Source organism: Caballeronia sp. LP006 (assembly GCF_031450995.1).
Taxonomy (GTDB): domain Bacteria; phylum Pseudomonadota; class Gammaproteobacteria; order Burkholderiales; family Burkholderiaceae; genus Caballeronia.
In genome coordinates this window covers 746,310-770,233 of the sequence record NZ_JARTVW010000003.1, presented here as the reverse complement: position 1 = coordinate 770,233, position 23,924 = coordinate 746,310, and the positions used below count along the sequence as shown (strand labels likewise).

Sequence of the window (23,924 nt, the reverse complement as noted above, 5' to 3'; positions counted from 1 at the left end):
CTCCCCGTGGACGCCTTAATTGAGCGCGTCCGGATCGTGCGGCAGCGGCGCGCCCGCGCCGGTGCGCTCGACGATCAGCCCGTAATATTCCGGCCGCCGATGCTTCGCGAAGTTGAAGACGTGCTCGCGGAATGTGTCGCCAAGCGCGAGATCGACGTTCGCGAAGATCACCTCGTCGTCTTCGCTCATGCTTTGCGCGGCGATCTCGCCCGAAGGCGCGACAATCACCGAGCCGCCGATCATATGAAAGCCGTCTTCCTTGCCGCATTTGGCGGCGGCGGCAATCCACATCGCATTCTGATAAGCGCTCGCCTGCAACGTGACGAGATGGGTATGCATGCGCAAATGGACCGGTTCGGGCCAATGAATGTTCTCGGACGGCGTGTTGTAGCCGAGCACGCCGAGTTCCGCGCCTTGCAGCGACATCGCGCGCCATGTTTCCGGCCAGCGGCGGTCGTTGCAGATGCACATGCCGAGGCGCGCGCCCATCGTGTCGACGACAGGAAAACCCGAGTTGCCCACCGCGAAAAACTTCTTCTCCAGATGCTGGAAAGGCGCGTCCGGCTTGTGCTCCGAATGCCCCGGCAAATGCGTCTTGCGATACTTCGCGACGATCTTGCCGCTGTCATCGACGATGATCGACGTATTGAAGCGCTCGCCTTGCACCGTCAGTTCCGCATAGCCGAGATAGAAGCCGATGCCCGCGTCGCGCGCGGCGTCGAAGAGCGGCTGTACGTCGGGATTCGGCATCGATCGCTCGAAGAAGCGTTCCATGGCCGCTTCCTCGCTCATCCAGTAGCGCGGAAAAAAAGTGGTGAGCGCGAGCTCCGGGAACACGACCAGCTTTGCACTGCGCGCCTTCGCTTCGTACAGCATGGCGACGAGCCGCTCGACGACCGCCCGTTGGTCATCGGCGAGGTGGACCGGTCCCATTTGCGCGACGGCCAGGCCGATTTTGCGTGACTTGCTCATGACTTCCTCTCTTGTTCCGGGTGTTGATGTTCGGGGTATCCGAAAGACGGGTGGAGAGCGCCTGTCTCGGCGTCGGCAAGCGCGCGGAAAAACCGGCCGCTCGCGGAGACTTCGCGCGTGGCCTGATAGGGCAACGGCGTCGAGCGTGCAATGAAGCGGCCGCTGCCGGGTTCGGCATGAAAGCCGGCGTCATCGACGATCACGCGGCCCGCGCTCACCACCGTGTGCGGCCAGCCCGTTACCTTCGTCCCCTCGTAGGGCGTGTAGCCCACGCGATCGTGCAATGCGGAGGCTGTCAGCACGACTTCATGGTGCGGGTCCCAAACCGCCATGTCCGCATCCGCGCCCGCTTCGATCAGCCCTTTGCGCGGCGCGATGCCGTACATGCGCGCATGATTCGTCGAACTCAGCGCGACGAACTCGGGCAGCGTCATGCGCCCCTTGTGAACGCCTTCGGAGAACAGCAGCGGCAGGCGCACTTCGAGTCCGGGCATGCCGTTGGCCATCTGCTTGAACGTGGTGGCTTCGCCATGCGGCAGCTTGCCGGATTCGTCGAAGCGATACGGCGCATGATCCGACGACACCGTCTGCAACACGCCCGCCTTCAGCGCCGTCCACAAGGCTTCCTGAGCGTTCGCGTCACGCAGCGGCGGGCTGCAGCAATACTTCGCGCCTTCGACGCCGGGAAGGTCCATCGCGTCTTCGGTGAGCAGCAGATAGTGCGGACAAGTTTCGCCGTACACTTGTGCGCCCATGCGCTGCGCCGCGCCGATGGTCGCGAGCGCGTCCTGCGCGGACACGTGAACGATGAGCACGGGCGCGTCAAAAAGCCTGGCGAGCTGGATCACGCGATTCGTCGCTTCGGATTCCGCCAGCGCCACGTGACTCGTCGCGTGGTACTTCGGCGCGGTGCGGCCGCTTTCGAGCAGCTTTTGCGAGACCCAGCGGATCACGTCGTTGTTTTCGGCATGTACCATCACGAGCGCGCGTTCGCGTGCGGCGAGAGCCAACACGTCGAGCATCTGGTAGTCGTCGATCTTCAATTGATCGTAGGTCATGTAGACCTTGAACGACGTGATGCCCCGGCGAATCTGCTCGACGAGATCTTCCTGAAGCGTGCGGTGGTCCGTCTCAGAGACAATCAGGTGATAGCTATAGTCGATCACCGACTTTGCCCGCGCGAGCGCCGCGTAGTCTTCGGCCACTTGTTTGAGCGATTGTCCGCGATGCTGCGCGGCGAACGGCACGATCATGGTGGTGCCGCCGTGGGCCGCCGCGACGCTTGCGGAGTACCAGTCGTCGGCGCCCATGATTCCCATGCCCGAGCGTTGCTCGACGTGACAGTGCGTGTCGATACCGCCCGGCAGCACGTAGCGTCCGGTCGCGTCGATATCGCGTTTGCCTGCGGGCAGGCCGCGCGCCACTTCGACGATCCGGTCGCCGACCACGCCGACGTCCGCCTCGAAGACTGCCTCGTCTGATGCGACGAGTCCATGACGTATGGTCAGATCAAACTGCTGCATGTCTTTTGTCCGCTTGAGAATTCAGAGGTGTTGGTTCGCTCGCGCGCGGCGAGCCACCAGTCGACGCTTGCACGCGCGAGCGCTTCGGTCGGGTCGATTGCGGGTACGTCGAGCGCAACGCCCGCCAGCGCCACCGGAATTTCCGTGCACGCCATGAGCAACGCGTCGGCGCCGCGATCGATCAGTGCATGAGCGGCGCGTTTGAGCCACGCACGCGCTTCGTCGATTCTCCCGCCTTTCACGGCGGCGATTGCGCCCATGACCTGCGTCGTCTGCGACATCTGACCCGGTTCGATCGCGTCTATGCCGCTTGCAGCCAGTTGATCGTGATAGATGCGCGCTTTGAGCGTCGCTGCCGTCGCAAGCATGCCGACTCGCCGCGCACCGGGGCACGTCACCGCAAGCGCTCGAAGCGCTGCCTCGCCGATATGCAGCACCGGCCGTGCCGTCTCCTGCGCGAGCCGCTCGTGCCAGACATGCGCCGTATTGCAAGGAATCGCGATGGCCGCGCAACCGGCCGCTTCGAGCGTGCGCAGGCCGTCGAGCAGATGCGGCCAGGGCGCGTCCGATCCCGCGAGAAAGGCCGTGCTGCGATCGGGTACTTGCGGCACGTTATGCACGATGACCGGCATATGCTCTTGATCGGACGCGGCGGGCGTCGCCTGAATCAGCTTGACGAGAAAGTCGGCGGTGGCGAGCGGCCCCATGCCGCCAAGCACACCGAGACGCGGAAGCGCAATGAGTGCGGCGTTCATGTCGGACGCCATGGGTCCTGCCGCTCGCGACAGATGGCGAAGGCGAGCGAGGCGGCCGTCGAGCACGGATCGATTACCGGCACGCCGAGCGCCGCTTCGATATCGGCGCGAAGCGGCGTCATGCCCGCGCAGCCGAGCACGATGACATCGGCGCCATCTTCGTCACACAGCGCGCGGCCGGTCGCGATGAGCTTGTCGAGCGCGGCGTCTCGGTTGCCCGATTCGGCCACGCCAAGATTCACGGCGCGTTCTCCCGCGACCGTCTGTGCGATGCGCGCCGCATGATAAGACCGCCAGTGACGCGGCATGCCGTGCGTGCTCGCCGCGATCACGCCGATGCGCGACCCGCGCGCAAGCGCGACGCCCATGACCGCGGCACCGATGCCGAGCACCGGCTGTTGCGTGAGTTCGCGCGCGGCGTGCAAGCCGGGATCGCTGTAGCACGCGATGACGAACGCACTCGCCGACGCTTCATGCCGCGCGACGTACTCGGCCACGGCGACGGCGGCGCGGTCGGCATCGCGCTGGGTTTCGATGCCGCCGTCGACCGCGAAAAGCGTCTCGAAGCAAACGGGCGCGTCGTCCGCGCCTCGAAGCGCGCACACGGTCTTTTCGATCTCGCGCGTGACGGTGGCGAGACCGTTCGGATTCAGGAAATGGATAAGCTTGGGCATGGCTCGGATCGACTCTCTTCGCGGGGCTCGACTAGAACGAACCATAGCAACGTCGATATTCGCCGTGAAATAGTTCAAATTTCGTATCCCATAGACGCGCTGCATGGATTCGTCGCGCGGCGGTGCCCGCGCTACACTGCGGGCGGTTCACTTACATCCGAAAGCGGCGGCGCGGCAACATGACGGCGCGATGAACAACGACCAAGCCCATGAACTACGACGAGGAAATTCCTAACACGCGCACCATGAGCCTGCGGCAGATCGAGGTATTCCGCGCGATCATGATGACGGGTTCCATCAGCGAGGCCGCGCGTTCGCTGTATGTGGCGCAGCCCTCCGTGAGCCGTGTCTTGCAGGTGACGGAAAGCCGCCTCGGGTTCTTGCTCTTCGAACGCATGCGCGGCCGGCTCTATCCGACGCCCGAGGCAAAACGTATTTTCGACGAAGTCATGCGCGCGTATGAAGGCATCGAGCGCGTCGATAATCTCGTCCGTTCTCTCGCCGACGGCACGAGCGGCAAGCTCAACATTGTATGCAGCCCCAGTCTCGGCGTGCATCTCGTGCCGCTCGCCATTGCACGATTCCACGCCGAATTCCGGCAGTTGCCCATTCAGTTCGAACCGCTCACGCACAACCATCTCGTGCCTCGCGTGCTGTTCGGCAAGAACTGCATCGGCGTATCGATGTTCGCCGTCGAGCACCCGAACCTCGTCACCATGCCGATTGCAAGCGGACGGCTTCTTTGTGTCGCGAAAAAAGGCGCGCTGGCCCGGCGGCGTGCACTCGACCCGAAACAGGTCGCCGCCATGCCGTGGATCGATTACGAGCACGACACGCCGCTCGGACGGATCGTCGGGCACGTGTTCAGGAACGAGCGGCGGCCGGAGCCGGTCGTGCGCGTGCGCTCGGCCATCAGCGCCTGCACGCTCGCGAGGGAAGGCGTCGGCGTCGCGGTGGTCGATCCGTTCTGCATCGATTCCGCCATGCGAGACCTGCTCGATGTCGTGCCGTTGCGTGCCGAAGCCGAGCATCGGCTGACCGCGAGTCTCATCTATTCGCACGTCGAGCCGCTGTCGAACGCGGCCCGGCGCTTCGTCGAGATCCTGCGCGACGTGCTGAACGCGCATGGCGTCAGCCGTTCGACGTAGCTTTGTCATCGCCATTGGCGATGGTGCCTTGCCAAATGACCACGTCCAAGCCGGCCTGCCTGATGCAAGATGCTTCTCAAACAGCCACCGACAACAAAACTGCACCGCGCCTGACGAGGCGGTCATTTGACGGAGCGAGACGAAGCAATGCAACTCGATCAGGTTAGCGCGGGTCCACGCACGCTTTACGACAAGATCTGGGACAGCCACCGCGTGATGTCCCGCGACGACGGGCAGGATCTTCTCTACGTCGATCGTCATTACATTCACGATGTCACCGCGCAGTCGTTCGACCTGTTGCGCCAGCGCGGGCTCAAGCCGCGTTCGCCCGAGCGCATTTTCGGCACGCCGGACCACTACGTTTCCAGCACGGCGAACGATATCGCGGCGGTGACCGACCTCGAACGGCGCGCCATGATCGAGTCGCTGCAACGCGACGCCAACGAATCGCGCATCACCCTGTTCGACATGAACGACACGCGGCGCGGCATCGTCCACGTGGTCGGGCCGGAGCAGGGCCTGAGTCTGCCCGGCATGACAGTCGTTTGCGCCGACAGCCACACGTCCACGCATGGCGCGGTGGGCGCGCTGGCCTTCGGTATCGGCGCCACCGAAGTGGCTCACGTGCTCGCCACGCAATGCCTGTGGCAGCGCAAGTCGCGCAACATGCGTATCACGCTCGACGGCACGCCGGGTGCGGGCGTCACGGCGAAGGACCTGATTCTCGCGGTCATCGCGCGAATCGGCGTGGCTGGCGCGACGGGACACGTGATCGAATATGCCGGCTCCGCCATCGCCGGCTTGTCGATGGAAGGGCGATTGACGCTCTGCAACATGACCATCGAGGCGGGCGGTCGCGCCGGCATGATCGCCCCGGACGAAACCACCTTCGCTTATCTCGCCGGACGGCACTACGCGCCCACGGGCGACCGGTGGCAAAGGGCGCTTGCGCATTGGCGCGGCTTGTTCACGGACTCAGGCGCGGTGTTCGATCGCGAAGTGCATATCGACGTGACCGAGATCGTCCCGATGGTCACATGGGGCACTACGCCCGGCTATGCCTGCGCCATCGACGGCCGCGTACCGGACCCCATGGAGCAGCCCGATCCCGACCTGCGCGCGGCGATGTCGCGTGCGCTCGACTACATGGGCCTCGCGGCGAACGAGTCGCTCGAAGGCGTCGCGATCGACCGGGTGTTCATCGGCTCGTGCACCAACGGGCGCATCGAGGACATGCGCAGCGCGGCGGAAGTGGCGCGCGGCCGTCATATCGCGCCGAGCGTGGAAGCGTGGGTCGTGCCGGGTTCGCATGAAGTGCGTGCGCAGGCGGAAGCGGAAGGGCTCGACCGCATCTTCATGGAAGCGGGTTTTCAGTGGCGCTATCCCGGCTGTTCGATGTGTCTCGCGACCAACGGCGATATTGCCGAACCCGGCCAGCGCTGCGCTTCGACATCCAACCGGAATTTCGTGGGCCGTCAGGGACCCGGCGTGCGCACGCATCTGATGAGCCCGGCGATGGCGGCCGCCGCGGCGGTGACCGGACGTCTCACCGATGTCCGCCGTCTCCTGGGAGTGTGAACATGGAACGACTGGAGTACCTCGATGCAGTCGCGGCGCCGATCGTCGCGATCAACTGCGATACCGACCAGATTCTGCCCGCGCGCTATCTGCAAAAACCCCGCTCCGACGACTTCGGCCAGTTCCTGTTTCGTGCGCTGCGCTTCGATGCAAATGGCGCGGAACGTCCCGACTTCCTGCTCAACCAGGCGCCTTTGCGGGAGTCGCGCATCGTCGTGGCCAACCATAACTTCGGTTGCGGTTCGTCGCGCGAGCATGCGGTCTGGGCGCTCTACGACTACGGCATCCGCGCGGCGATTGCACCGAGCTTCGGCGACATCTTTTTCATCAACTGCCTGAAGAACGGACTGCTGCCGATCGTGTTGCCCGAGGCCGTGGTGCTGCCGTTGCTCGATAGGTTGTCGGAGAGTCCGGGCAGCCGCATCGCCATCGACTTGCCCGCGCAGACCGTCACCTTGCCCGACGGGTCCTCGCACGCGTTCGAGCTGGAGCCCTTCGCCAAGGATTGCCTGTTGCGCGGCATGGACGAGATCGACTACACGCTTTCGCATCTGGACCGCATCGTGGCATTCGAGCGCGACCGTGCCGAAACCTTTTGACGGCGCGCACACGGCGCGCTGTTTCCAATAACGACCAAGGAGATTACAGATGAAGATTGCAGTCATGCCCGGCGATGGTATTGGCCCCGAAGTTGTCGCGGAGGCGCTCAAGGTGCTGCGAATCGTGGCGCCGCACGCCGAGACGCAGGAGGCTGCCATCGGCGATGCCGGCATTCAGGCGCACGGCGTGCCGCTGCCGCCGCCCACGCTCGAAGTGGCGCGCAAGGCCGACGCGATTCTCTTCGGCGCGGTAGGCGTGGCCGACGAAGCCGATATCCCGCGCGAGGAGCGTCCCGGCACCGGGTTATTGCAATTGCGCGAGGCACTGACGCTCTATGCCAACTTTCGCCCGGCCTTCATGTTCCCGGAACTGATCGGCGCTTCGACGTTGCGTCCGGAAGTGGTGGATGGACTCGACATCGTGATCGTGCGCGAGTTGAACGGCGACGCCTACTTCGGCCAGCCGCGCGGCTTCGAGACCAATCAGGCGGGCGAGCGCGTGGGGTTCAACACGATGCGTTACTCGGAGTCGGAAGTGGAGCGCGTCGCGCATGCCGCCTTCAAGGCCGCGCAGCGCCGTCATCACAAGCTCTGCTCGGTGGACAAGGCCAACGTGCTGGAAGCAAGTCAGCTGTGGCGCGAGGTCGTCACGCGCGTCGGGCGGGAATACCCGGACGTCGAACTGAGCCATCTCTTCGTGGACGCCGCCGCGATGATGCTGATGCGGCGCCCCAAGCAATTCGATGTGATCGTCACGGGCAATCTCTTCGGCGATATTCTGTCGGACGCGGCCGCCATGCTGACCGGCTCGATCGGCATGTTGCCTTCGGCCTCGCTAGGCTATAACCGCAAGGGCTTGTACGAGCCGGTCCACGGGTCGGCGCCGGATATTGCCGGAAAGGACATCGCCAATCCGCTTGCCGCGATTCTGTCGTGCGCGATGATGCTGCGCGAGAGCTTCGAAATGGAAGACGACGCGCGCCGGGTCGAGCAGGCCGTGCGCACGGTGCTCGCAGCCGGTTACCGGACCGCGGATATCCAGCAGGAAGGCACGCAGCGCGTCGGCACCCGCGACATGGGCGATGCCGTGGTCGAGGCGCTGCGCAAACAGGCGGCCTAAGAAGATCGCGTTGCGCGGACCGGCTCCGCTATGTCGATAATCAGCAGCCGCGGGAGATGCCAGGATATTCATAAGCCGGTCCGCAATTGACACTCTGTCGTCCCTGAAGTACCTAAAAATCCCTAAAAAGGGAGGAGACAACCATGAAGCTGAAACTCGCCATCGCGCTGTGTGCCGCGTTCGCGCTCGCCTGCGGTTCCTTGACGGCCGCAGCCAAGGATGTGCCTGAGAAGCCCGAACTGCACATCGCGGCGGCTTCGGTGGGCATCACCTACCTGCCCATGCTCGTCGCCAAACAGCGCGGCTATTTCAAGGACGAAGGGCTCGACGTGACCATCGCCGCATTCTCCGGCGGATCGAAGACACTGGAAGCGCTGCTCGGCGGCAGCTCCGACATGGTGGCGGGCGCGTATTCGAACACCATCACCATGGCCACCAAGGGACAGCGTCTCGTGGTGGTCGCGGCGCAAGTCATCTGTCCGGGATGGATCTTCGGGGTGTCGCAGAAACGCGAGGGCGAAGTGAAATCGGCCAAGGACCTGAAGGGCATGCGAATCGGCGTGAGCGCGCCGGGTTCCAGCACGCACATGGCACTCAATTACATTCTGCACAAGGCGGGGCTGCAGTCTTCCGACGTGTCGATCATCGGCGTGGGACAAGCGGCCGGCGCTGTGGCGGCCGTGCGGGCCGGGCAGATCGATGCGCTGATCGTCAACGACCCGAGCGCCACTATCCTCATGAAGGATGGCAGCCTCAAGCCGCTTGAGAACATGCGCACGGCTGAAGGGAACGTCAAGGTGTTCGGTTCCGATTACCCCGAGTCGAGCCTCTTCGCGACGCAGGAGTTCATCGGCAAGAATCCCAAGACGGTGCAGGCCGTCGCCAATGCGATCGTGCGCGCCGAGAAGTGGATCGCCAAGGCGACGCCGCAGGAAGTCGCCGACAACGTGCCCCCGCAATATATCGGCGAGAACAAGGCGCTCTATGCGGAGGCCTTCACGAACAGCCGCCGTTGCATTGCGCAGAACGGCGAGATCACGCCGAAGGGCGCGCAGACGGTGCGCGAGGTGCTGGCGGCATTCGACCCTGCAGTGGCATCGGCGAAGATCGATCTTGCATCGACGTATGACAACCGGTTCGTCAGGAAAGCGGCGGAGATCCAGCCATGAGCACGGCAACGTATGGAATCAAGGGCACCCCGAGCGTCCCCCTCGACAGCGAAAAAACCGAAGTGCGCGAAGCCCTGCGTTTCGACAATGTGACCTGCACCTTCGCCGGCAACGGCAAGAGGGCGCAGACCTACACCGCCGTTTCGGAGGCCACGTTGTCGATCGGCGACGGCGAGTTCGTGTCGATCGTCGGTCCCACGGGCTGCGGCAAATCCACCTTGCTCAACGTTGCTGCCGGGCTTACGCGGCCCTCGTCGGGCAGCATCAGCGTCTTCGACAAGAAGCTGACGCAGGGCTTGAATACGCAGGCGGCCTATCTTTTTCAGGTCGATGCGCTCATGCCCTGGAAGACGACCGAAGACAACATCGCGATGGGTCTGATCTTTCGGGGAACGCCGCGCGAACAGGCGCTCAGCGTGGCGCGCGGCTGGCTCGATCGCGTGGGACTTCAAGGACACGGCAAGAAGTATCCGCATCAGTTGTCCGGCGGCATGCGCAAGCGTGCCGGTCTCGCGCAGGCGCTCGCGCTCAACCCTCGCATCATTCTGATGGACGAGCCGTTCAGCGCGCTGGATATCCAGACGCGGCACCTGATGGAAAACGAGTTGCTGCAACTGTGGTCGCACGACCGCAAGTCCGTGATGTTCGTGACGCACGATCTGGAGGAGGCCATCTCGTTGTCGGACCGCGTCATCGTGCTCTCGGCCGGGCCTGGAACGCGGCCTATCGCCGAGTTCAAGATTGACCTCGAACGTCCACGCGAGATGTCGGAAATCCGCATGACGCAGCGTTTCCTGCAACTGCACACCCAGATCTGGGACGTGCTCAGAGGCGAGGTTTTGAAAAGCTATGCGCGCAATCGAGTTTGACTCAAACAATCGCTTCACCGTCCTGGTCACGCGGCTTTTGATCCTGTTCGGTGTCTTGTTCCTGTGGTGGCTCGGCACGCATCAGAAGTGGCTGTCGCCGTTCTTCTTCGGCGATCCGCTCGGCGTGGCGGTGCGTATCGTCGACTGGTTCGTGACGGGCTCGATCTACCGTCATCTGTACACGACGCTCGTCGAAACCATGCTGGCGTTCGTGATCGGCACGGTCCTCGGGTTGGCATGCGGCCTGTGGCTTGCGCTCAGCCCGTTCCTCGCCACGGTCTTCGATCCGTTCATCAAGGCGATGAACTCGATGCCGCGCCTGATCTTCGCGCCGATCTTCGCGCTCTGGTTCGGACTCGGCATCTGGTCCAAGGTGGCGCTGGGCGTGACGCTCGTCTTCTTCGTCGTGTTCTTCAACGTCTTTCAGGGCGTGCGCGAGGTCAGCCCGACGGTGTTGTCCAACACGCGGATGCTGGGCGCCAACTCACGTCAATTGTTGCGGCATGTGTACTTGCCATCGGCGACGAGCTGGGTCTTTTCCAGCCTGCATAACGCAATCGGCATCGCCTTCGTGGGCAGCGTGGTGGGCGAATATCTCGGCTCGGAAAAGGGCGTGGGTTACCTGATCCTGCTGGCCGAAGGCGTATTCGATATCAACTCGGTGATCGCCGGCATTCTGGTGCTGACCGTGTTCGCCTTGATACTCGATACCGCCGTGTCGATGGTCGAGGATCATTTGCTGCGCTGGCGTCCTGTCGCCGGACAGACGGTGGCCACGAGCGCTTAAACCCCCGGCGCAATCGAAGATCACTAGAGGAGACCGTTTTGCAGACCAATGCAATCGATTTGAGGGGCCGCGTTGCCGTGGTGACGGGCGGCGCGCAGGGGATCGGCTTCGCGGTCGGCCGCAGGCTGCTTGCTTCCGGCGCGCGGCTTGCCATCTGGGATATCAACCCCGCCGGCATGGACGAGGCGCGCGAGCAACTGGGCGAGCACGATGTCCACTTCGAGCGTGTCGACATTGCCGATTACGCCAGCGTGCAGGCCGCCGTGGCGGGCACGCTGAAGGCCGCGGGGCGCATCGATATTCTCATCAACAACGCGGCTATCGTGGGCCCGAACGCCACGCTGATCGAGTATCCGATCGATATTTGGAAGCAGGTGCTGGATATCGATGTCAACGGCACTTTCCACTGCTGCCGTGCCGTGGCCCCGGTGATGATCGACCAGAACTATGGGCGCATCGTCAATCTGTCCTCGGTCGCCGGCAAGGAAGGCAATCCGAATGCGGCCGCGTATAGCTCGGCGAAGGCGGCCGTCATCGCCATGACCAAGTCGCTCGGCAAGGAACTGGCAAGCCACGATATCGCGGTGAACTGCGTGACACCCGCCGTGGCGCGAACGCCCGGCGCGATGGAGCAATCGCCCGAGCATATCCGCTACATGCTCGGCAAGATTCCGCGCGGCCGTTTTCTCGAACTCGACGAAGCGGCCGCGATGATCGCGTGGCTCGCCAGCGAGGAAAACTCATTCACCACCGGAGCGGTTTTCGATCTGTCCGGCGGTCGGGCCACTTACTAGCAACGTCAGCCTGGGAAGAGGGAGACATCATCGTGAGAACGCTCAGGCGCCTGTCGTTGCCAGCGCTCGCCATCTGTGCGGCACTGGTCAGCCAGTCGGCGAGCAGCGCCGCTCCCGTGCCGGAAAAGCCCAGGCTTCATCTGGCCGCGGCGGGCGTGGGCTTTCCGTATCTGCCGTTCGTCATTGCGGATAGCCGCGGATACTTCAAACAGGCCGGGCTGGAAGTCGAAATCGGCGTCTTCAGCGGCGGCGCGAAAGCGCTTCAGGCGATGATGGGCGGCAGCGCCGATATCGTCGCGGGCGCGTATTCGAACACCATCACGATGGCCGCGAAAGGCCAGAAGCTCGTGTCGTTCGTCACGCTGGCTTCGTGCCCCGGCTGGGTGTTCGGCGTGACGCGAGCGAGTCACGACAAGGTCAAGACCTACGCCGATCTGAAGGGCATGCGCATCGGCGTGAGTTCGCCGGGGTCGAGCTTTCATATGGGCGCGAACTATCTGCTGAACAAGGCGGGCGTGAAACCGGGCGATGTTTCGATCATCGGCGTGGGCTCGTCGGCAGGCGCGATTGCCGCCGCCCGCAGCGGGCAGATCGACGCCTTGATGAGCAACGACCCGGTCGCAACTGTGCTGCAGACGAGTGGCGACCTCTTCCCGCTTGCCGTGATGCGCGACCCGGCCGGCACCCGAGCGACGCTCGGCGGCGATTATCCGGAAGCCTCCATCTACACCACGCGGGAGTTCGCGGCCAAATATCCCAACACGGTGCAGGCGGTGACCAATGCGATTCTGGAAGCCGAACGCTGGATGGCGCAGGCGACGCCCGAACAAGTCGCCGCCGCCGTGCCGGCGCAATACGCTTTAGCCGACAAGGATGTCTTCGCGCAAGCCTACGCCAACATGCATGACTGCATTTCGCGCGATGGCCTGATGACCGATGCGGCGGCCCACACCGTGCACGACGTGCTGGCCGCGTTCGATCCCGACATCGGCAAGGCGTCCATCGATCTGAAGGCGACTTACGACAATCGTTTTGTCGAGCATGCCGACAAGCGCTGAAGGGAGGACGACAGCGATGGAAAGCCCAATACAAATCCTGGCGGAAGGCTTGAAGTTCCCGGAAGGGCCGGTGGCGATGCCCGACGGCTCCGTGGTGCTTGTCGAGATCGAGCGGGAGACCATCAGCCGCATTTCGCCCGACGGTAAAGTGAGCGTGCTGGCGGCGGTGGACGGCGGCCCCAACGGTCTGGCGCTCGGGCCGGATGGCGCCTTCTACATCTGCAATAACGGCGGTTTTCTGTTTCGTACCGTTGCCGGACTGAATCGCACGAAACCGGGCGTGCATCCGCGCTATACGAGCGGGCGTATCGAGCGCTTCGACCCGCAGTCGGGTTTGCTCACGACGCTGTATGACCACTGCGGCGATCATCCGCTGTGCGGTCCGAACGACATCGTGTTCGACCACGACGGCGGCTTCTACTTCACCGACTTCGGAAAGAACCGGCTGCGCGAGCGCGATCACGCGGGCCTCTATTACGCTCGCGCCGATGGTTCGGCCATCGTCGAGGTGGCGTATCCGCTCACCACGGCCAATGGCGTCGGTTTGTCGCCCGACGACAGCATCGTCTATGTGGCGGAGACCGAGACCGCGCGGCTCTGGGCATTCGATCTGGAGGCGCCCGGCCGGGCGCGCAGGCATCCTTATCCGTCGCCGCATGGCGGGCGTCTGGTTTGCGGCTTGCCGGGTTATCAGCGCTTCGACAGCCTGGCGCTGGACGCCAAGGGCAACATTTGCGTGGCCACGCTCGTGACCGGTTGCATCACGGTCGTCGCGCCATCCGGTGAAGTGCTGCGACAGGTGCCGGTGCCCGATGGCATGGTGACCAACATCTGCTTCGGCGGCGCCGACATGAAGACGGCCTACGTGACGCTCTCCGGCACGGGCCGCCTGGCCAGGCTGCAATGGCCGCAAGCAGGATTGAAGCTGGCTTATTCGTGATTGACCGATTGCCGGCGCCTAATGGTGTGCCGCATCCTGACTTGCAAGCAGATGCTTGAGAAACAGTTGCACCGGCACGGGAAGCGACTCGGCTTCGCGCACGCAGATTTTCCAGTGGCGCTCCGCCCAGGCTTCATCCAGATGCACGGCGATCAGCGGCGCGGAACTGACGTACCGTTCGGCGTGATGCTCCGGCACGAGCCCGATGCCAAGCCGTGCTTCCACCATGCTGCGCACCGGTTCGAAACCGTTGACGCGAATCGACAGCTTGAGCGGGTGATCGAGATCCGCCGCCGCGCGCAGCACCAACGAATTCAGATAGCTGCCCACTTGCGGCCCCACGAGCGGATACTCGGCGACTTCGCGGAACGTGACCCGTTTGGCGCGGCCGAGCGGATGATCGGGCGGCATGATGACCACCAGCCGGTCGCTGCGATAAGGGAAGACCTGCAGGCCGGTGGTAACCGTCGTGCCGCCGAACACGCCGATATCCGCCGCGTTTTCCGCCACGGCGCGGACCACCGCGGGGCTCAGGCTTTCCTGAAGATCGATGCGCAGCCCGGGGTGCATCTCCAAAAAAACGCGTATGTCGTTGGCGATGTACTGAACGATGGTCGAGAGGCTCGCATGTAAGCGAATCTGACCGCGCACGCCTTCGGCGTGGTCCAGTAACTCGCTCTCCATTTGGGCGATGTCTCGCAACAGCACGCGGGCGTGCTGCAGGAGTGCCGCAGCGGCGGTCGTCAGTTCGAGTCCCTTGTTGCTGCGCACGAAGAGCGCGTTCTTGAGCGTGTCTTCAAGATGGGACATGCGCTTGCTGAGCGCGGAAGGCGCAATGTTTTCCGCTTCCGCCGCGCGGGCAATGCTGCCGTGCTCGCACACGGCGATGAACAGTTTCAACGATTGCAGGTCGAATCGCATCGAGTCTCCGGGGTGCGGTCTTTTCGCCGCAGCGCTGCTTCCGAAGAGAAAGTATGCATCGGGTCTGGGGTGAGCGCAAAGGTTTAGGCGTCATGCTGCCTCCGGCTTGGGCTGCGGAAAGCGCACCTCGTAGCGTTCTCCGCAAGCCTTGAGCGGTGTGTCGAGATCGGCATGCAGATGCACGCCATTCTTCAGTTGCTCGGCCCGCCTTGCCATTGCGCGCTCGCCGGGAAGGCGCACGGGGTCGTTGATCGTGCGAGGCGGGTTGGTGCGGCAGGCGTCGCCGAGCCAATCCATCTGCCTCTGGAATGCTTCGATACCGCCGAATGCGGCCGGATCGTGCAGCGACATGAACACGGTCGCGCCCCAGCCTTCGTGTGGATCGGCGCGGCCAAAGCCGGCCAGTCCGCCTGTCAGCGCCTCGATCATCAACGCCATGCCGAATCCCTTGTGACCGGCGGCCAGTCCGCCGAGCGGCAGGATCGATCCGGGTGGATCGGCAAACAGCACGCCGGGATCATGCGTTGCGTTACCTTGTGCATCCATCATCCAAGGTTCGTCGAACGATTGGCCGTTCTGATGGCGGCGCGCGCTCATCGCGTTGGTCGTCACGGAGGACGAGATGTCGATCAGCATCGGAGTCGTCGATGTCGGTATGCCGAGCGCGATCGGGTTCGGCGTGAACAAGGCCCGCGTGCCGCCGAACGGCGCGACGCTTTGCACGCTCGGATCGGAGCTCGCCAGCATCATCACCAGGTTCATTTCGGTGGCGCGCAGGAGATACGCGGCAAGACATGCAATGTGATGACTGCGCCGGATCACGAGCGTGGCGGCGCCGAGTTCGCGGGCGCGCGGGGCAAGGACGTCGATGCCGGCATGCACGAGCGCGGGTCCGGGCAGACGCCGTCCGTCCCACAGCAACGCGGCAGGACGATCAGAGATGACTGCGGGCGCGCCGTCGCGTGTCATGGCGCCTTGTTCGAGCTGCTTCACGTAGCCTGGCAACAGCGCGAGTCCGTGCGTGTCGTGTCCCATCAAGTCGCCATCGACGAGAGTGCGTGCCACGTCCCGCGCATGAGCGCTCGCGAGCCCCGCCCGGCAAAGCACTTCAATTGCATATTCAAAGAGCGCGTTCGCGTCGTAGCGGGTCGTTCTCATCGACATCTCTCCCTTGGTGGTGTCATGCGTCGAGCGGTACGTGAGGCACGATAGTCGATCGATGCGACCCTGAGAAGACGTTGATTCAACGATCAAGTATTGTGCGCTAAAGGGCGGCTCCCCTAGACTGGCTTCGTCGATGTAGCGACAGGAGACTAGAGCCGTGAGCAACGAATACATCACCGGCAAGGTGAAAGCCATCATCGGCGCCGAGACCGAGTGGGTCACGTCGACGCATGCCGTCGAAGCAAGCGAAGTGCGCCGCTTCCATCATGCAACCATGGATGACGCGCGTCGTTACTGGGACGAAGACTGGGCCGCGACAAGTCGTTATGGCGCACTGGTCGCGCCGCCGGGTTTTCCGGTGCATGCCTTTCGCAGACCGCCGTCATCGCCCGACCCGCTGGATGACATGAACAAGCCTGACTACGATGGCCTGAGCCGCAGTTTCAGCGGCCTGCCGGCCGTCGAAGTGGAGTTGCCACGCGATCTGAACGGCGGCTACGAATACGAGCTCTACCGTTATGCGCGCGTCGGCGAGAAGGTGCTGCGTCAGGCGCGCTACAAGGACATCGTGCAGCGCGACGGCAAAAGCGGACCGATGGTGCTCGTCATCATCGAAGAGACCTACGTGAACGAGAAGGGCGAGAAGCTTTTGAAGGTCACGAACACCCAGATCATGCGCTAGGCGAGGGTCATCATGGCTGCACTGTATTTTGAGGATGTCGAAACAGGCATGGAGATCCCGGCGCTCGTCAAGGGACCGATGACCACGGCGCATATCGTGCGCTGGTCGGCATCCATGGAGAACTGGCATCGCATTCATTACGACTGGCGCTTCGCCACGCAACACGACAAGTTACCCGACGTAATGGTCAACGGCTCGTGGAAACAGCACATCATGCTGCAACTGCTGACGGACTGGGCCGGTGAAAGCGGCTGGGCATGGAAGCTCCAGTTCCAGTTTCGCGGCATGAACGTGCCGGGCGATCTGCTCACGGCGTGGGGCCGCGTGACCGGAACCGAACGGCGCGGCGGCTTCGGTCTCGCGCATCTGGAAATCGGCTTGCGTAATCAGGGAGGCAGGGAAAGCACGCCCGGCAGCGCAACGGTCGTTCTGCCCTTGCGCAACGGCGCGCCCGTGCCTTATCCCTTCGATCCAGCCGTTCTCGAAGAGGCCGCATGAGCGCCGCTGATTTCGTATCCCCAGCGCGCGTGGTCGCCGCGCCGCTCGCCGGCGTGCGCGTGATCGAATGGAGCGACGCCATGCCCGCCGCTTTCTGTGCGCGCGTGCTGCGCGACCTCGGCGCGCAGGTGCTCAAGCTGGAGCCGCCCGGTACTGGCGATACGCTGCGTCGAACCGGCCCGTTCGCACCCAATGCTCCTTATGGTGAAGATGCCGCGCTCTTCGCGTATCTGAATCACGGCAAGGAAAGCGCCACGCTCGATCCGTCGCATCGTCAAGGAGCTGCGTTGCTGCGGCGTCTCGTGGAATCCGCCGATCTGCTGATTACGTCCAATACAAGCCGCCTTGCGGAACTGCAACTCGACGGCGATACGCTCAGGCACATTCAGCCCGCGCTCGTCACGCTTTCCGTCACGCCCTGGGCTACGCATGCGGGACCCGACGCGCCGTTCGCGTACACCGACTTCACCCTCACGCATCACGCGGGCTATGCATTTCATCAGGCGCGCCCCGTTCACGCACCCGATCAGCAAGCGCCCGTCGCCTGTGCCGACCGCGAAGTGGCGCTGGCCACGGGTGTGGCCGCCGCGAACGCCGCGCTCTGGGGCTTGCTCGAAGCGCAGATGAATGGCGAGGGACGCAGTATCGAATGCGCGGAGCTGGATGTGATCGCGCACCTGCTGATCGAGCCCGTCGCCGATCATGGGCGCGGCGAACGCAGCTTCAGCCGGCTGCGCGAGGAACTGCAGGGCACCGAGGTCGCGGGCGGGCTGATCTGGCTGTTGCCGTGCAAGGACGGCTTCGTGATGATTTCGCCGCGCGAACAACATCAATGGGAACGCTGGGTCGAATTGCTCGGAAACCCGGCGTGGTCGCGCGATGAGGCGCTGTGCGGCGAACGCACGGCGCGCAACGAAAACTGGATGATCCTGCAAGACGAGATGTCGAAGTGGACGCGCGAGCATAGCCGCGCCGACGTCTTCGAGCGCGCGCAGGCGGCGCGCGTGGCGTGTTTTCCGGTGAGCGGTGCGCGCGATCTTCTGGATAACGCGCAGCTGAATGCGCGCGGGTTTTTCGATCGCTGGCAGTGCGCGGGCGGCACGCCACTGTCGATGCCCGGCCTGCCGTTTGCCATGCGCACGACTTCGGGCGCAGAGTTGCCACGCGCGCGCGATGTCGTATCGCCCGCACTTGGCTCCGCTAACCGCACGGTGTTCGAAGAGCGCCTCGGACTGTCGCCGGATGAAGTCGAAAGCTTGCGCCGGCATGGAGTCGTGTGATGACACAGAAAGCATTGGCGGGCTTGCGCGTCGTCGATTTCAGCTGGGTGCTGGCCGGACCCATGACTACCAAGATGCTCGCGGGCATGGGCGCGGAGATCATCAAGATCGAATCCGCGACGCGGCCCGAACATACGCAGCGTCCGCCCTGGTGGGCAGTGGTGAACGCCGGCAAGAAGAGCTGCACGATCAATCTGAGCCGGCCGCAAGGTCCGGAACTGATCCGGCGTCTGATCGCGCAGAGCGATATGGTCGTCGAAAACTTCTCCAACGGCGTGCTGGCGAAGTTTGGCCTCGATTACGCGACGCTTGCGCAGATTCGCCCCGATCTGATTTTCGTGTCCGCGTCGGGCACGGGTCGCAAAGGCCCGCAGCGCGATGCGCTTGCTTACGGCTCGTTATTGCAGGCGTACAGCGGTCGCGCCAGCGTGGTGGGCACGCCGAACGAGCGCGTGGAGGCCATGGGCATTCTGCCTGCGTGGACCGATCCGATCACTGCGCTGTGGGAAAGCTGCGCGGTGCTTGCGGCCATCCGGCACCGGCGCGTGAGCGGCGAGGGCGCGTACATCGATCTGTCGATGCTCGAAAGCACCGTCGCGCTATTGCCCGAACAGCTGTTTCGCGAGGCGCTCGGCAGCAAGACGCCAACGGCCACGGGCGCGCGCGAATGGGACGCTGCACCATCCGGATGCTTCCGCTGCTCAGGCGACGACGCCTGGCTCGCCGTTTCCATTGGCAACGACCGGCAATGGCGAGCGCTCTGCGACGCCATGCGCAAGCCCGAACTTGCTACCGATCCCCGCTTCTCCGATGCGTTCGGCCGCGCCGCGCATCGCGCAGCGGCGGACAATTTACTGGCAGAGTGGCTGCGCGACCAGACGCCCGCGCAAGCACTCGATGCGCTGCAGTCGCGTGGCGTGCCGGCCGCGCGTTCGAGACACATTGGCGTGGTGATGGAAGACCCGTATTTCGCCGATGGCGGCCTCTTCCCGCTGCTCGCGGACGGCTCACGCAGCATTGCGCTTCCGTGGCGCGATAACGCCGGCTTTCGCGGCGATTTCACGCCGCCGCCGCGCCTCGGCGAACACAACGACTACGTGTTCGGTGAGCTGCTCGGCCTCGATGCGCACGAAATTGAAACCTTGACCGAAGCGGGCGTGCTGCGTTGATGACGAGCGCGTTCGTGCAAAGACTCATTTTTGAAGGAGCAGGACCCATGAAAGAAAAAGTGATGGTTTGCGAAGTCGGGCCGCGTGACGGTCTGCAAATGGCTCACGAGATCATGCCGACCGAGCAGAAAACGCGCTGGATCGCGGCAATCGCGCAAGCGGGTATCGGCGAAATAGAGGTCGGCAGTTTCGTTCCGCCAAAGCTCGTGCCGCAAATGGCGGACACCGAGGCAATCGTCAAGGCGGCGCTGCTACAACCCGGCTTGCGCGTGATGGCACTCGTGCCCAACCTGCGCGGTGCGCAGGCGGCATATGCGGCGGGTGCACATGGCGTCGGCATACCGGTTTCGGTGAGCGAGGGACACAGCCGCTCGAACACGCGCAAGGGCACCATGGAGCAGGTAGACGAAGTACGGCGAATCGTCGAATGGGTGCGCGAGCAGGAGCGGCCAATGGCGATCGAGCCGGGTTGCGCGACGGCCTTCGGCTGCGCCATCGACGGCGAGATTCCCTTGCAAAAGGTAATCGAAACGGCCGTCGCGCTAGCCGAAGCAGGCGTCGATGCCGTCGCGCTCGCGGATACCGTCGGCTACGGCAATCCCGTTCAGGTACGCAAGATGGTCAAGGCCGTGCGCGCGGAGATCGGCGACAAGCTGACCAAACTGCATCTGCACGACACGATGGGACTCGGCCTCGCCAATGCGCTGGCGGGGCTCGAAGAAGGCATCCGTTCCTTCGATTCCGCGCTCGCGGGCCTTGGCGGCTGTCCGTTCGCGCCGGGCGCGTCGGGCAACATCGTCACGGAAGACCTCGTCTTCATGCTGGAAAGCATGGGCTTCGATACTGGAATAGACCTGGAACGGCTGATCGCCGCGCGCGAACTGCTGCACGAAGGGCTGCCTGGCGAGCCGATGTACGGGCAGGTGCCAAAGGCCGGCATTCCCAAGACTTTCCGCCGGACGGCTGGACTTCATGCATAGACGGAGCGTGTTCGACCGCGGTACTGGCATGACCCGATTGTGAGCATCCACGCGTTTGATTATCTTGTGGTTCACTGTGCCCCGTCCGGCGCTTTTGCGCTGGCAGCTTCGCATGGGACCAGGACGGGCGCTTCGGCGCCCGTCCTGGGTCGACAGGAGACTGAGGTGCAATCGAACCCGCATGATGCCGCCAGCGCGCCGCCCGACGCGCCCGGCGATTATCTGACACGCGCTGAAACGCTCGCGCTGCTGCAGATCAAGCTGCAAACGTTGTACGCCTACGTCAGCCGCGGCTTGATTCGCAGCGTGCCGCAAGGCGACAAGGGGCGCCGGCTTTATGCGCGCCAGGATGTCGAACGCATGAAATCGCGCGCCGATGCCCGCAGTGGCCACGCGCCCGTCGCCGCGGCCGCCATGCGCTGGGGCGAGCCGATCATATCGAGCACGCTCACCGAAATCACGGCCGAAGGTCCGCGTTATCGCGGCGTCGCGGCGCTCGAACTCGCGCGCAAGGGAAAGACCTTCGAACAGGTCGTGAAAGCGCTCTGGAATCCACGCGACGACGTGATCCTTTCGTGGCAGCCGTGCGGTCGCACGTTACGTTTCGCCGATGCCTGGTCGCGCACGGCGGGTCTCCAGCCACGTCGAGAACTCGTGCGCTTCTTCGCCGATATTGCAATGCGCTTCGGCGGCGAGCATCTGCGCGCGTTGCAGGCCGGCGACGCGCAGTTCATCGAATGCAGCCGCATGATCGCAACGATGGCGCATTGCCTTGCGCATTTGCGACGCGCAACGCCGGGCGCTGCGGCGGGCGTCACGCGCAAACGCGCGGACGGTCTCGCCGCGACGCTGTTGACCGTGCTCGGTGGTTCGGCGTCTGCCGCGCATCGTGCCGCGCTCGACGCCGCGCTCGTGCTGTGCGCGGATCACGAACTCGCGCAGGCGACCTTCGTGGCGCGTATCGCGGCGTCGGCGGGAGCGGATATCGGCGAATGCGTGGCGGCGGCCATCCTCACGCAGACGGGGCTCACGTCCGCGCGATCGTACGAAGCCACCGAGGACCTGCTGCGCGCATGCCGCACGGTTGCAGAAGCGCAACGGCTCTTCACGGAGCACTATGCGGCACACCGGAATCTGCCGGGCTTCAATCATCCCTTGTATCCGGATGGCGACCCGCGCGCGAGCTACCTGATCGATCTCGCGCGGCGGCTCGAAGGGCGGCACGCCGCGGTCGATCCGCTCTTCGCGGCACTCAAGATCGCAGCGGGCTACGGCTGTCTGCCGAGCCTGGAAGTTGGGCTGACCATGCTAACCGTGGCATTGGGGCTGCCGCCGCGCAGCGCGTTTTGCCTGTTCATCATCGGACGGTCGGCGGGGTGGGTGGCGCATATCATCGAGCAGCGCGAATCCGGCGCTTTGATACGTCCACGCGCGGACTACCTCAAGGCGAACGCCCCGCAGAACGATTCGGACGAGACGCGCTTGCTGACGTCGATCCTGCCGCCCTGAATCTCCGCATCGCACGACATGACGCCGACGGCCCTTCGCGAGGGCCGTTTTTCTTGGGCGCCGCGATCAAGTTGATTCAACGATCAAGTATTGTGGGCCGCTCCATGCGTCACTAGACTGGGCTAATCGAAAGGAGACAGCGGCCCGGACAAGCTAGCGACAGACAATGCGAACCAAGCCAGCAATTCCACACCGTCCTCATCGAATAGTTAGTATCCCCGATATTCACGACCGGTACGATGCGCTTTAGGCATTCAGCCGGCTGCACAGGAGGAGAAGAGGATGAACACCCCGAACAGGGCCATCGGCGCCGATGTCGCCGGGTCGCTCGACAGCGCGGATTATCCGGCGCGCGTCATCACGGCAGGCGGCGTGACCGCACGCTTCGACCGGTTGCCAATGACCGCCACGCTGTGGAAGCTCCTCACCCTCGTCGCACTCGGCGGCTTCTTCGAACTCTACGATGTGTACTTCGCGGGCTATATCGCGCCGGGCTTGTTCCGCTCGGGCATCCTCACGGCGACCACGCCCACTTTCTTCGCGATGAACGGTCTCGCCGGCTTTCTGGCGTCGCTGTTCATCGGGCTTTTCATTGGCACGATCTGCTTCGGCAGTCTCGCTGACCGATTCGGCCGGCGCCGCGTCTTCGCCGCATCCATGCTGTGGTATTGCATTGCGACGGTCTTCATCGCGTTTCAGGATACGGCGCTAGGACTGAACGTGTGGCGTGTGATTTGCGGCATCGGCGTCGGCGTGCAGTACGTGACGATCGATTCCTACGTCTCCGAATTGACGCCGCGACACGCACGCGGCATGGCGTTCGGGCTTGTATATGGCGTGGCGCAGATTTGCGCGCCGCTGATCGCGTTCCTTGCGTGGGTGCTGGTGCCGATTTCCCCGCTGGGTTTCGAGGGCTGGCGCTGGGTGATCGCGCTCGGATCGGTGGGCGCGCTGCTCGTGTGGTATCTGCAATTGCGTCTGCCGGAATCGCCGCGCTGGCTCGTGCAGAAAGGTCGCCTCGACGAGGCTGAACGCGTCATGCAGATGATCGAAACCCGCGTTCGCCGTGACTACGGCAAGGACCTGCCGCCACCGGCCGACGCGCCCGAAGCCGAGGAGCAGGAAGGCACGTTGCGCGAGGCATTCAGCCCGCGCTATCGCGGTCGCACGCTGATGCTCGTGGTCGTGAACTTCTTTCAAACGATTGGTTACTACGGCTTCGTCAGCTGGATTCCGACGCTGCTCATCGCCAAGGGCATCATGGTGACGCGCAGCCTCGAATACACTTTCCTGATCGTGCTGCTTTATCCAATCGCACCATTCATCGTCATGCTGGTGGCTGACCGCTTCGAGCGCAAATGGCAGCTCGTGTGCAGTGCGATCTCGGTGGCCGTGATCGGCGTGATCTTCTCGATGCTCAAGGCGCCGGGCTGGCTCATCGCGGTGGGGATCGTGCAGACGCTCGTGGTCAATTGGCTGTCGACTATCGTGCATACCTACCAGGCCGAGTTGTTCCCGACGCGCATGCGAGCGGGCGCGGTGGGCTTCGTGTATTCGTGGAGCCGGCTGTCGTCGATCTTCGTGGGCTTTTTCATCGCGTTCTTTTTGCGCGAGTTCGGCGTGCCGGGCGTATTCGCCTTCATCTTCGCCGCGATGACGATCGTCGTCGTGGCGGTGGCGCTCTTCGGGCCGCGCACCACGGGGCTGGCGCTCGACGACATCGCGCGGTGAGTAC

Annotated in this window: 23 protein-coding genes; 17 read left to right on the top strand and 6 right to left on the bottom strand. The window is 63.9% G+C overall.

Features of this window, described 5'->3' with window-relative positions:
- Positions 1-15: 15 nt before the first annotated feature.
- The 4 genes from P9250_RS08130 to P9250_RS08115 are packed head-to-tail and all read right to left on the bottom strand — an operon-like array spanning position 16 to position 3,924.
- Positions 16-972, bottom strand: a complete 957-nt coding sequence (locus P9250_RS08130) for an N-carbamoyl-D-amino-acid hydrolase (RefSeq protein ID WP_310392273.1) — start codon at positions 970-972, stop codon at positions 16-18.
- Positions 969-2,495, bottom strand: a complete 1,527-nt coding sequence (gene hydA / locus P9250_RS08125) for a dihydropyrimidinase (protein WP_310392272.1) — start codon at positions 2,493-2,495, stop codon at positions 969-971. The genes P9250_RS08130 and hydA overlap by 4 nt, the downstream gene beginning before the upstream one ends.
- Entirely contained in the window at positions 2,477-3,250 is a 774-nt protein-coding gene (locus tag P9250_RS08120) for an amino acid racemase (protein WP_310392271.1), read from the bottom strand. Before P9250_RS08120 ends, hydA begins: the two co-directional genes overlap by 19 nt.
- Complete coding sequence (locus P9250_RS08115; RefSeq protein WP_250511230.1) at positions 3,247-3,924, bottom strand: aspartate/glutamate racemase family protein; 678 nt, start codon at positions 3,922-3,924, stop codon at positions 3,247-3,249. The genes P9250_RS08120 and P9250_RS08115 overlap by 4 nt, the downstream gene beginning before the upstream one ends.
- A 209-nt stretch (positions 3,925-4,133) precedes the next feature.
- Between P9250_RS08115 and P9250_RS08110 the strand changes: the two genes are divergently transcribed.
- From P9250_RS08110 to P9250_RS08065, 10 genes are all read left to right on the top strand, one after another.
- Entirely contained in the window at positions 4,134-5,072 is a 939-nt protein-coding gene (locus tag P9250_RS08110) for a LysR substrate-binding domain-containing protein (protein WP_250468279.1), read from the top strand.
- Between the two features lie 147 nt (positions 5,073-5,219).
- The gene (gene leuC, locus P9250_RS08105) at positions 5,220-6,650 is read left to right on the top strand and encodes a 3-isopropylmalate dehydratase large subunit (RefSeq protein WP_310392270.1); all 1,431 of its coding nucleotides are present in this window, start codon (positions 5,220-5,222) and stop codon (positions 6,648-6,650) included.
- Between the two features lie 2 nt (positions 6,651-6,652).
- Positions 6,653-7,249, top strand: coding sequence for a 3-isopropylmalate dehydratase small subunit (gene leuD, locus P9250_RS08100; RefSeq protein WP_244830405.1), 597 nt, complete (start codon positions 6,653-6,655; stop codon positions 7,247-7,249).
- Positions 7,250-7,298: 49 nt separating this feature from the next.
- Positions 7,299-8,369, top strand: a complete 1,071-nt coding sequence (gene leuB, locus P9250_RS08095; RefSeq protein ID WP_250468281.1) for a 3-isopropylmalate dehydrogenase — start codon at positions 7,299-7,301, stop codon at positions 8,367-8,369.
- A gap of 143 nt (positions 8,370-8,512) precedes the next feature.
- A complete protein-coding gene (locus tag P9250_RS08090) occupies positions 8,513-9,538 on the top strand; it encodes an ABC transporter substrate-binding protein (RefSeq protein WP_310392269.1) in 1,026 nt (341 codons plus the stop codon).
- Positions 9,535-10,407: an ABC transporter ATP-binding protein gene (locus P9250_RS08085; protein ID WP_250468283.1), complete on the top strand. Its 873-nt coding sequence runs from the start codon at positions 9,535-9,537 to the stop codon at positions 10,405-10,407. The genes P9250_RS08090 and P9250_RS08085 overlap by 4 nt, the downstream gene beginning before the upstream one ends.
- On the top strand, positions 10,388-11,194 hold the full coding sequence (locus P9250_RS08080; protein ID WP_244830399.1) for an ABC transporter permease: 807 nt from the start codon (positions 10,388-10,390) through the stop codon (positions 11,192-11,194). Before P9250_RS08085 ends, P9250_RS08080 begins: the two co-directional genes overlap by 20 nt.
- Positions 11,195-11,232: 38 nt before the next feature.
- The gene (locus P9250_RS08075) at positions 11,233-11,988 is read left to right on the top strand and encodes an SDR family NAD(P)-dependent oxidoreductase (protein ID WP_310392266.1); all 756 of its coding nucleotides are present in this window, start codon (positions 11,233-11,235) and stop codon (positions 11,986-11,988) included.
- Between the two features lie 32 nt (positions 11,989-12,020).
- The gene (locus P9250_RS08070) at positions 12,021-13,046 is read left to right on the top strand and encodes an ABC transporter substrate-binding protein (RefSeq protein WP_250468285.1); all 1,026 of its coding nucleotides are present in this window, start codon (positions 12,021-12,023) and stop codon (positions 13,044-13,046) included.
- Between the two features lie 16 nt (positions 13,047-13,062).
- Positions 13,063-13,986, top strand: coding sequence for an SMP-30/gluconolactonase/LRE family protein (locus P9250_RS08065; protein ID WP_310392263.1), 924 nt, complete (start codon positions 13,063-13,065; stop codon positions 13,984-13,986).
- 18 nt (positions 13,987-14,004) lie between these two features.
- Here P9250_RS08065 and P9250_RS08060 read toward each other — a convergent pair whose 3' ends face one another.
- Both P9250_RS08060 and P9250_RS08055 read right to left on the bottom strand, forming a co-directional pair.
- Entirely contained in the window at positions 14,005-14,907 is a 903-nt protein-coding gene (locus P9250_RS08060; protein WP_310392261.1) for a LysR substrate-binding domain-containing protein, read from the bottom strand.
- 90 nt (positions 14,908-14,997) lie between these two features.
- Positions 14,998-16,071, bottom strand: a complete 1,074-nt coding sequence (locus tag P9250_RS08055; protein WP_310392259.1) for an Ldh family oxidoreductase — start codon at positions 16,069-16,071, stop codon at positions 14,998-15,000.
- A 157-nt stretch (positions 16,072-16,228) separates the two neighbouring features.
- Here P9250_RS08055 and P9250_RS08050 point away from each other — a divergent pair, with 157 nt between their 5' ends.
- From P9250_RS08050 to P9250_RS08020, 7 genes are all read left to right on the top strand, one after another.
- Positions 16,229-16,753, top strand: coding sequence for a MaoC family dehydratase N-terminal domain-containing protein (locus P9250_RS08050; protein ID WP_250468288.1), 525 nt, complete (start codon positions 16,229-16,231; stop codon positions 16,751-16,753).
- 12 nt (positions 16,754-16,765) lie between these two features.
- The gene (locus tag P9250_RS08045) at positions 16,766-17,251 is read left to right on the top strand and encodes an acyl dehydratase (RefSeq protein WP_310392257.1); all 486 of its coding nucleotides are present in this window, start codon (positions 16,766-16,768) and stop codon (positions 17,249-17,251) included.
- Positions 17,248-18,531 carry a CaiB/BaiF CoA-transferase family protein gene (locus P9250_RS08040; RefSeq protein ID WP_310392254.1) on the top strand — a complete coding sequence of 428 codons (1,284 nt, stop codon included), beginning with the start codon at positions 17,248-17,250 and terminating at the stop codon, positions 18,529-18,531. Before P9250_RS08045 ends, P9250_RS08040 begins: the two co-directional genes overlap by 4 nt.
- Positions 18,531-19,700 carry a CoA transferase gene (locus P9250_RS08035; protein ID WP_310392252.1) on the top strand — a complete coding sequence of 390 codons (1,170 nt, stop codon included), beginning with the start codon at positions 18,531-18,533 and terminating at the stop codon, positions 19,698-19,700. The genes P9250_RS08040 and P9250_RS08035 overlap by 1 nt, the downstream gene beginning before the upstream one ends.
- 47 nt (positions 19,701-19,747) lie before the next feature.
- Positions 19,748-20,680: a hydroxymethylglutaryl-CoA lyase gene (locus P9250_RS08030; RefSeq protein WP_250494760.1), complete on the top strand. Its 933-nt coding sequence runs from the start codon at positions 19,748-19,750 to the stop codon at positions 20,678-20,680.
- Positions 20,681-20,845: 165 nt separating this feature from the next.
- On the top strand, positions 20,846-22,189 hold the full coding sequence (locus P9250_RS08025; protein ID WP_250468293.1) for a citrate synthase: 1,344 nt from the start codon (positions 20,846-20,848) through the stop codon (positions 22,187-22,189).
- Between the two features lie 282 nt (positions 22,190-22,471).
- Complete coding sequence (locus tag P9250_RS08020; RefSeq protein WP_310392250.1) at positions 22,472-23,920, top strand: MFS transporter; 1,449 nt, start codon at positions 22,472-22,474, stop codon at positions 23,918-23,920.
- Positions 23,921-23,924 lie beyond the last annotated feature (4 nt).

Bases quoted from the DNA above. Each gene is read 5' to 3' on its own strand.
- P9250_RS08130 (WP_310392273.1), bottom strand. From the start codon at position 972: ATGAGCAAGTCACGCAAAATCGGCCTGGCCGTCGCGCAAATGGGACCG.
- hydA (WP_310392272.1), bottom strand. From the start codon at position 2,495: ATGCAGCAGTTTGATCTGACCATACGTCATGGACTCGTCGCATCAGAC.
- P9250_RS08120 (WP_310392271.1), bottom strand. From the start codon at position 3,250: ATGAACGCCGCACTCATTGCGCTTCCGCGTCTCGGTGTGCTTGGCGGC.
- P9250_RS08115 (WP_250511230.1), bottom strand. From the start codon at position 3,924: ATGCCCAAGCTTATCCATTTCCTGAATCCGAACGGTCTCGCCACCGTC.
- P9250_RS08110 (WP_250468279.1), top strand. From the start codon at position 4,134: ATGAACTACGACGAGGAAATTCCTAACACGCGCACCATGAGCCTGCGG.
- leuC (WP_310392270.1), top strand. From the start codon at position 5,220: ATGCAACTCGATCAGGTTAGCGCGGGTCCACGCACGCTTTACGACAAG.
- leuD (WP_244830405.1), top strand. From the start codon at position 6,653: ATGGAACGACTGGAGTACCTCGATGCAGTCGCGGCGCCGATCGTCGCG.
- leuB (WP_250468281.1), top strand. From the start codon at position 7,299: ATGAAGATTGCAGTCATGCCCGGCGATGGTATTGGCCCCGAAGTTGTC.
- P9250_RS08090 (WP_310392269.1), top strand. From the start codon at position 8,513: ATGAAGCTGAAACTCGCCATCGCGCTGTGTGCCGCGTTCGCGCTCGCC.
- P9250_RS08085 (WP_250468283.1), top strand. From the start codon at position 9,535: ATGAGCACGGCAACGTATGGAATCAAGGGCACCCCGAGCGTCCCCCTC.
- P9250_RS08080 (WP_244830399.1), top strand. From the start codon at position 10,388: ATGCGCGCAATCGAGTTTGACTCAAACAATCGCTTCACCGTCCTGGTC.
- P9250_RS08065 (WP_310392263.1), top strand. From the start codon at position 13,063: ATGGAAAGCCCAATACAAATCCTGGCGGAAGGCTTGAAGTTCCCGGAA.
- P9250_RS08060 (WP_310392261.1), bottom strand. From the start codon at position 14,907: ATGCGATTCGACCTGCAATCGTTGAAACTGTTCATCGCCGTGTGCGAG.
- P9250_RS08055 (WP_310392259.1), bottom strand. From the start codon at position 16,071: ATGTCGATGAGAACGACCCGCTACGACGCGAACGCGCTCTTTGAATAT.
- P9250_RS08045 (WP_310392257.1), top strand. From the start codon at position 16,766: ATGGCTGCACTGTATTTTGAGGATGTCGAAACAGGCATGGAGATCCCG.
- P9250_RS08040 (WP_310392254.1), top strand. From the start codon at position 17,248: ATGAGCGCCGCTGATTTCGTATCCCCAGCGCGCGTGGTCGCCGCGCCG.
- P9250_RS08035 (WP_310392252.1), top strand. From the start codon at position 18,531: ATGACACAGAAAGCATTGGCGGGCTTGCGCGTCGTCGATTTCAGCTGG.
- P9250_RS08030 (WP_250494760.1), top strand. From the start codon at position 19,748: ATGAAAGAAAAAGTGATGGTTTGCGAAGTCGGGCCGCGTGACGGTCTG.
- P9250_RS08020 (WP_310392250.1), top strand. From the start codon at position 22,472: ATGAACACCCCGAACAGGGCCATCGGCGCCGATGTCGCCGGGTCGCTC.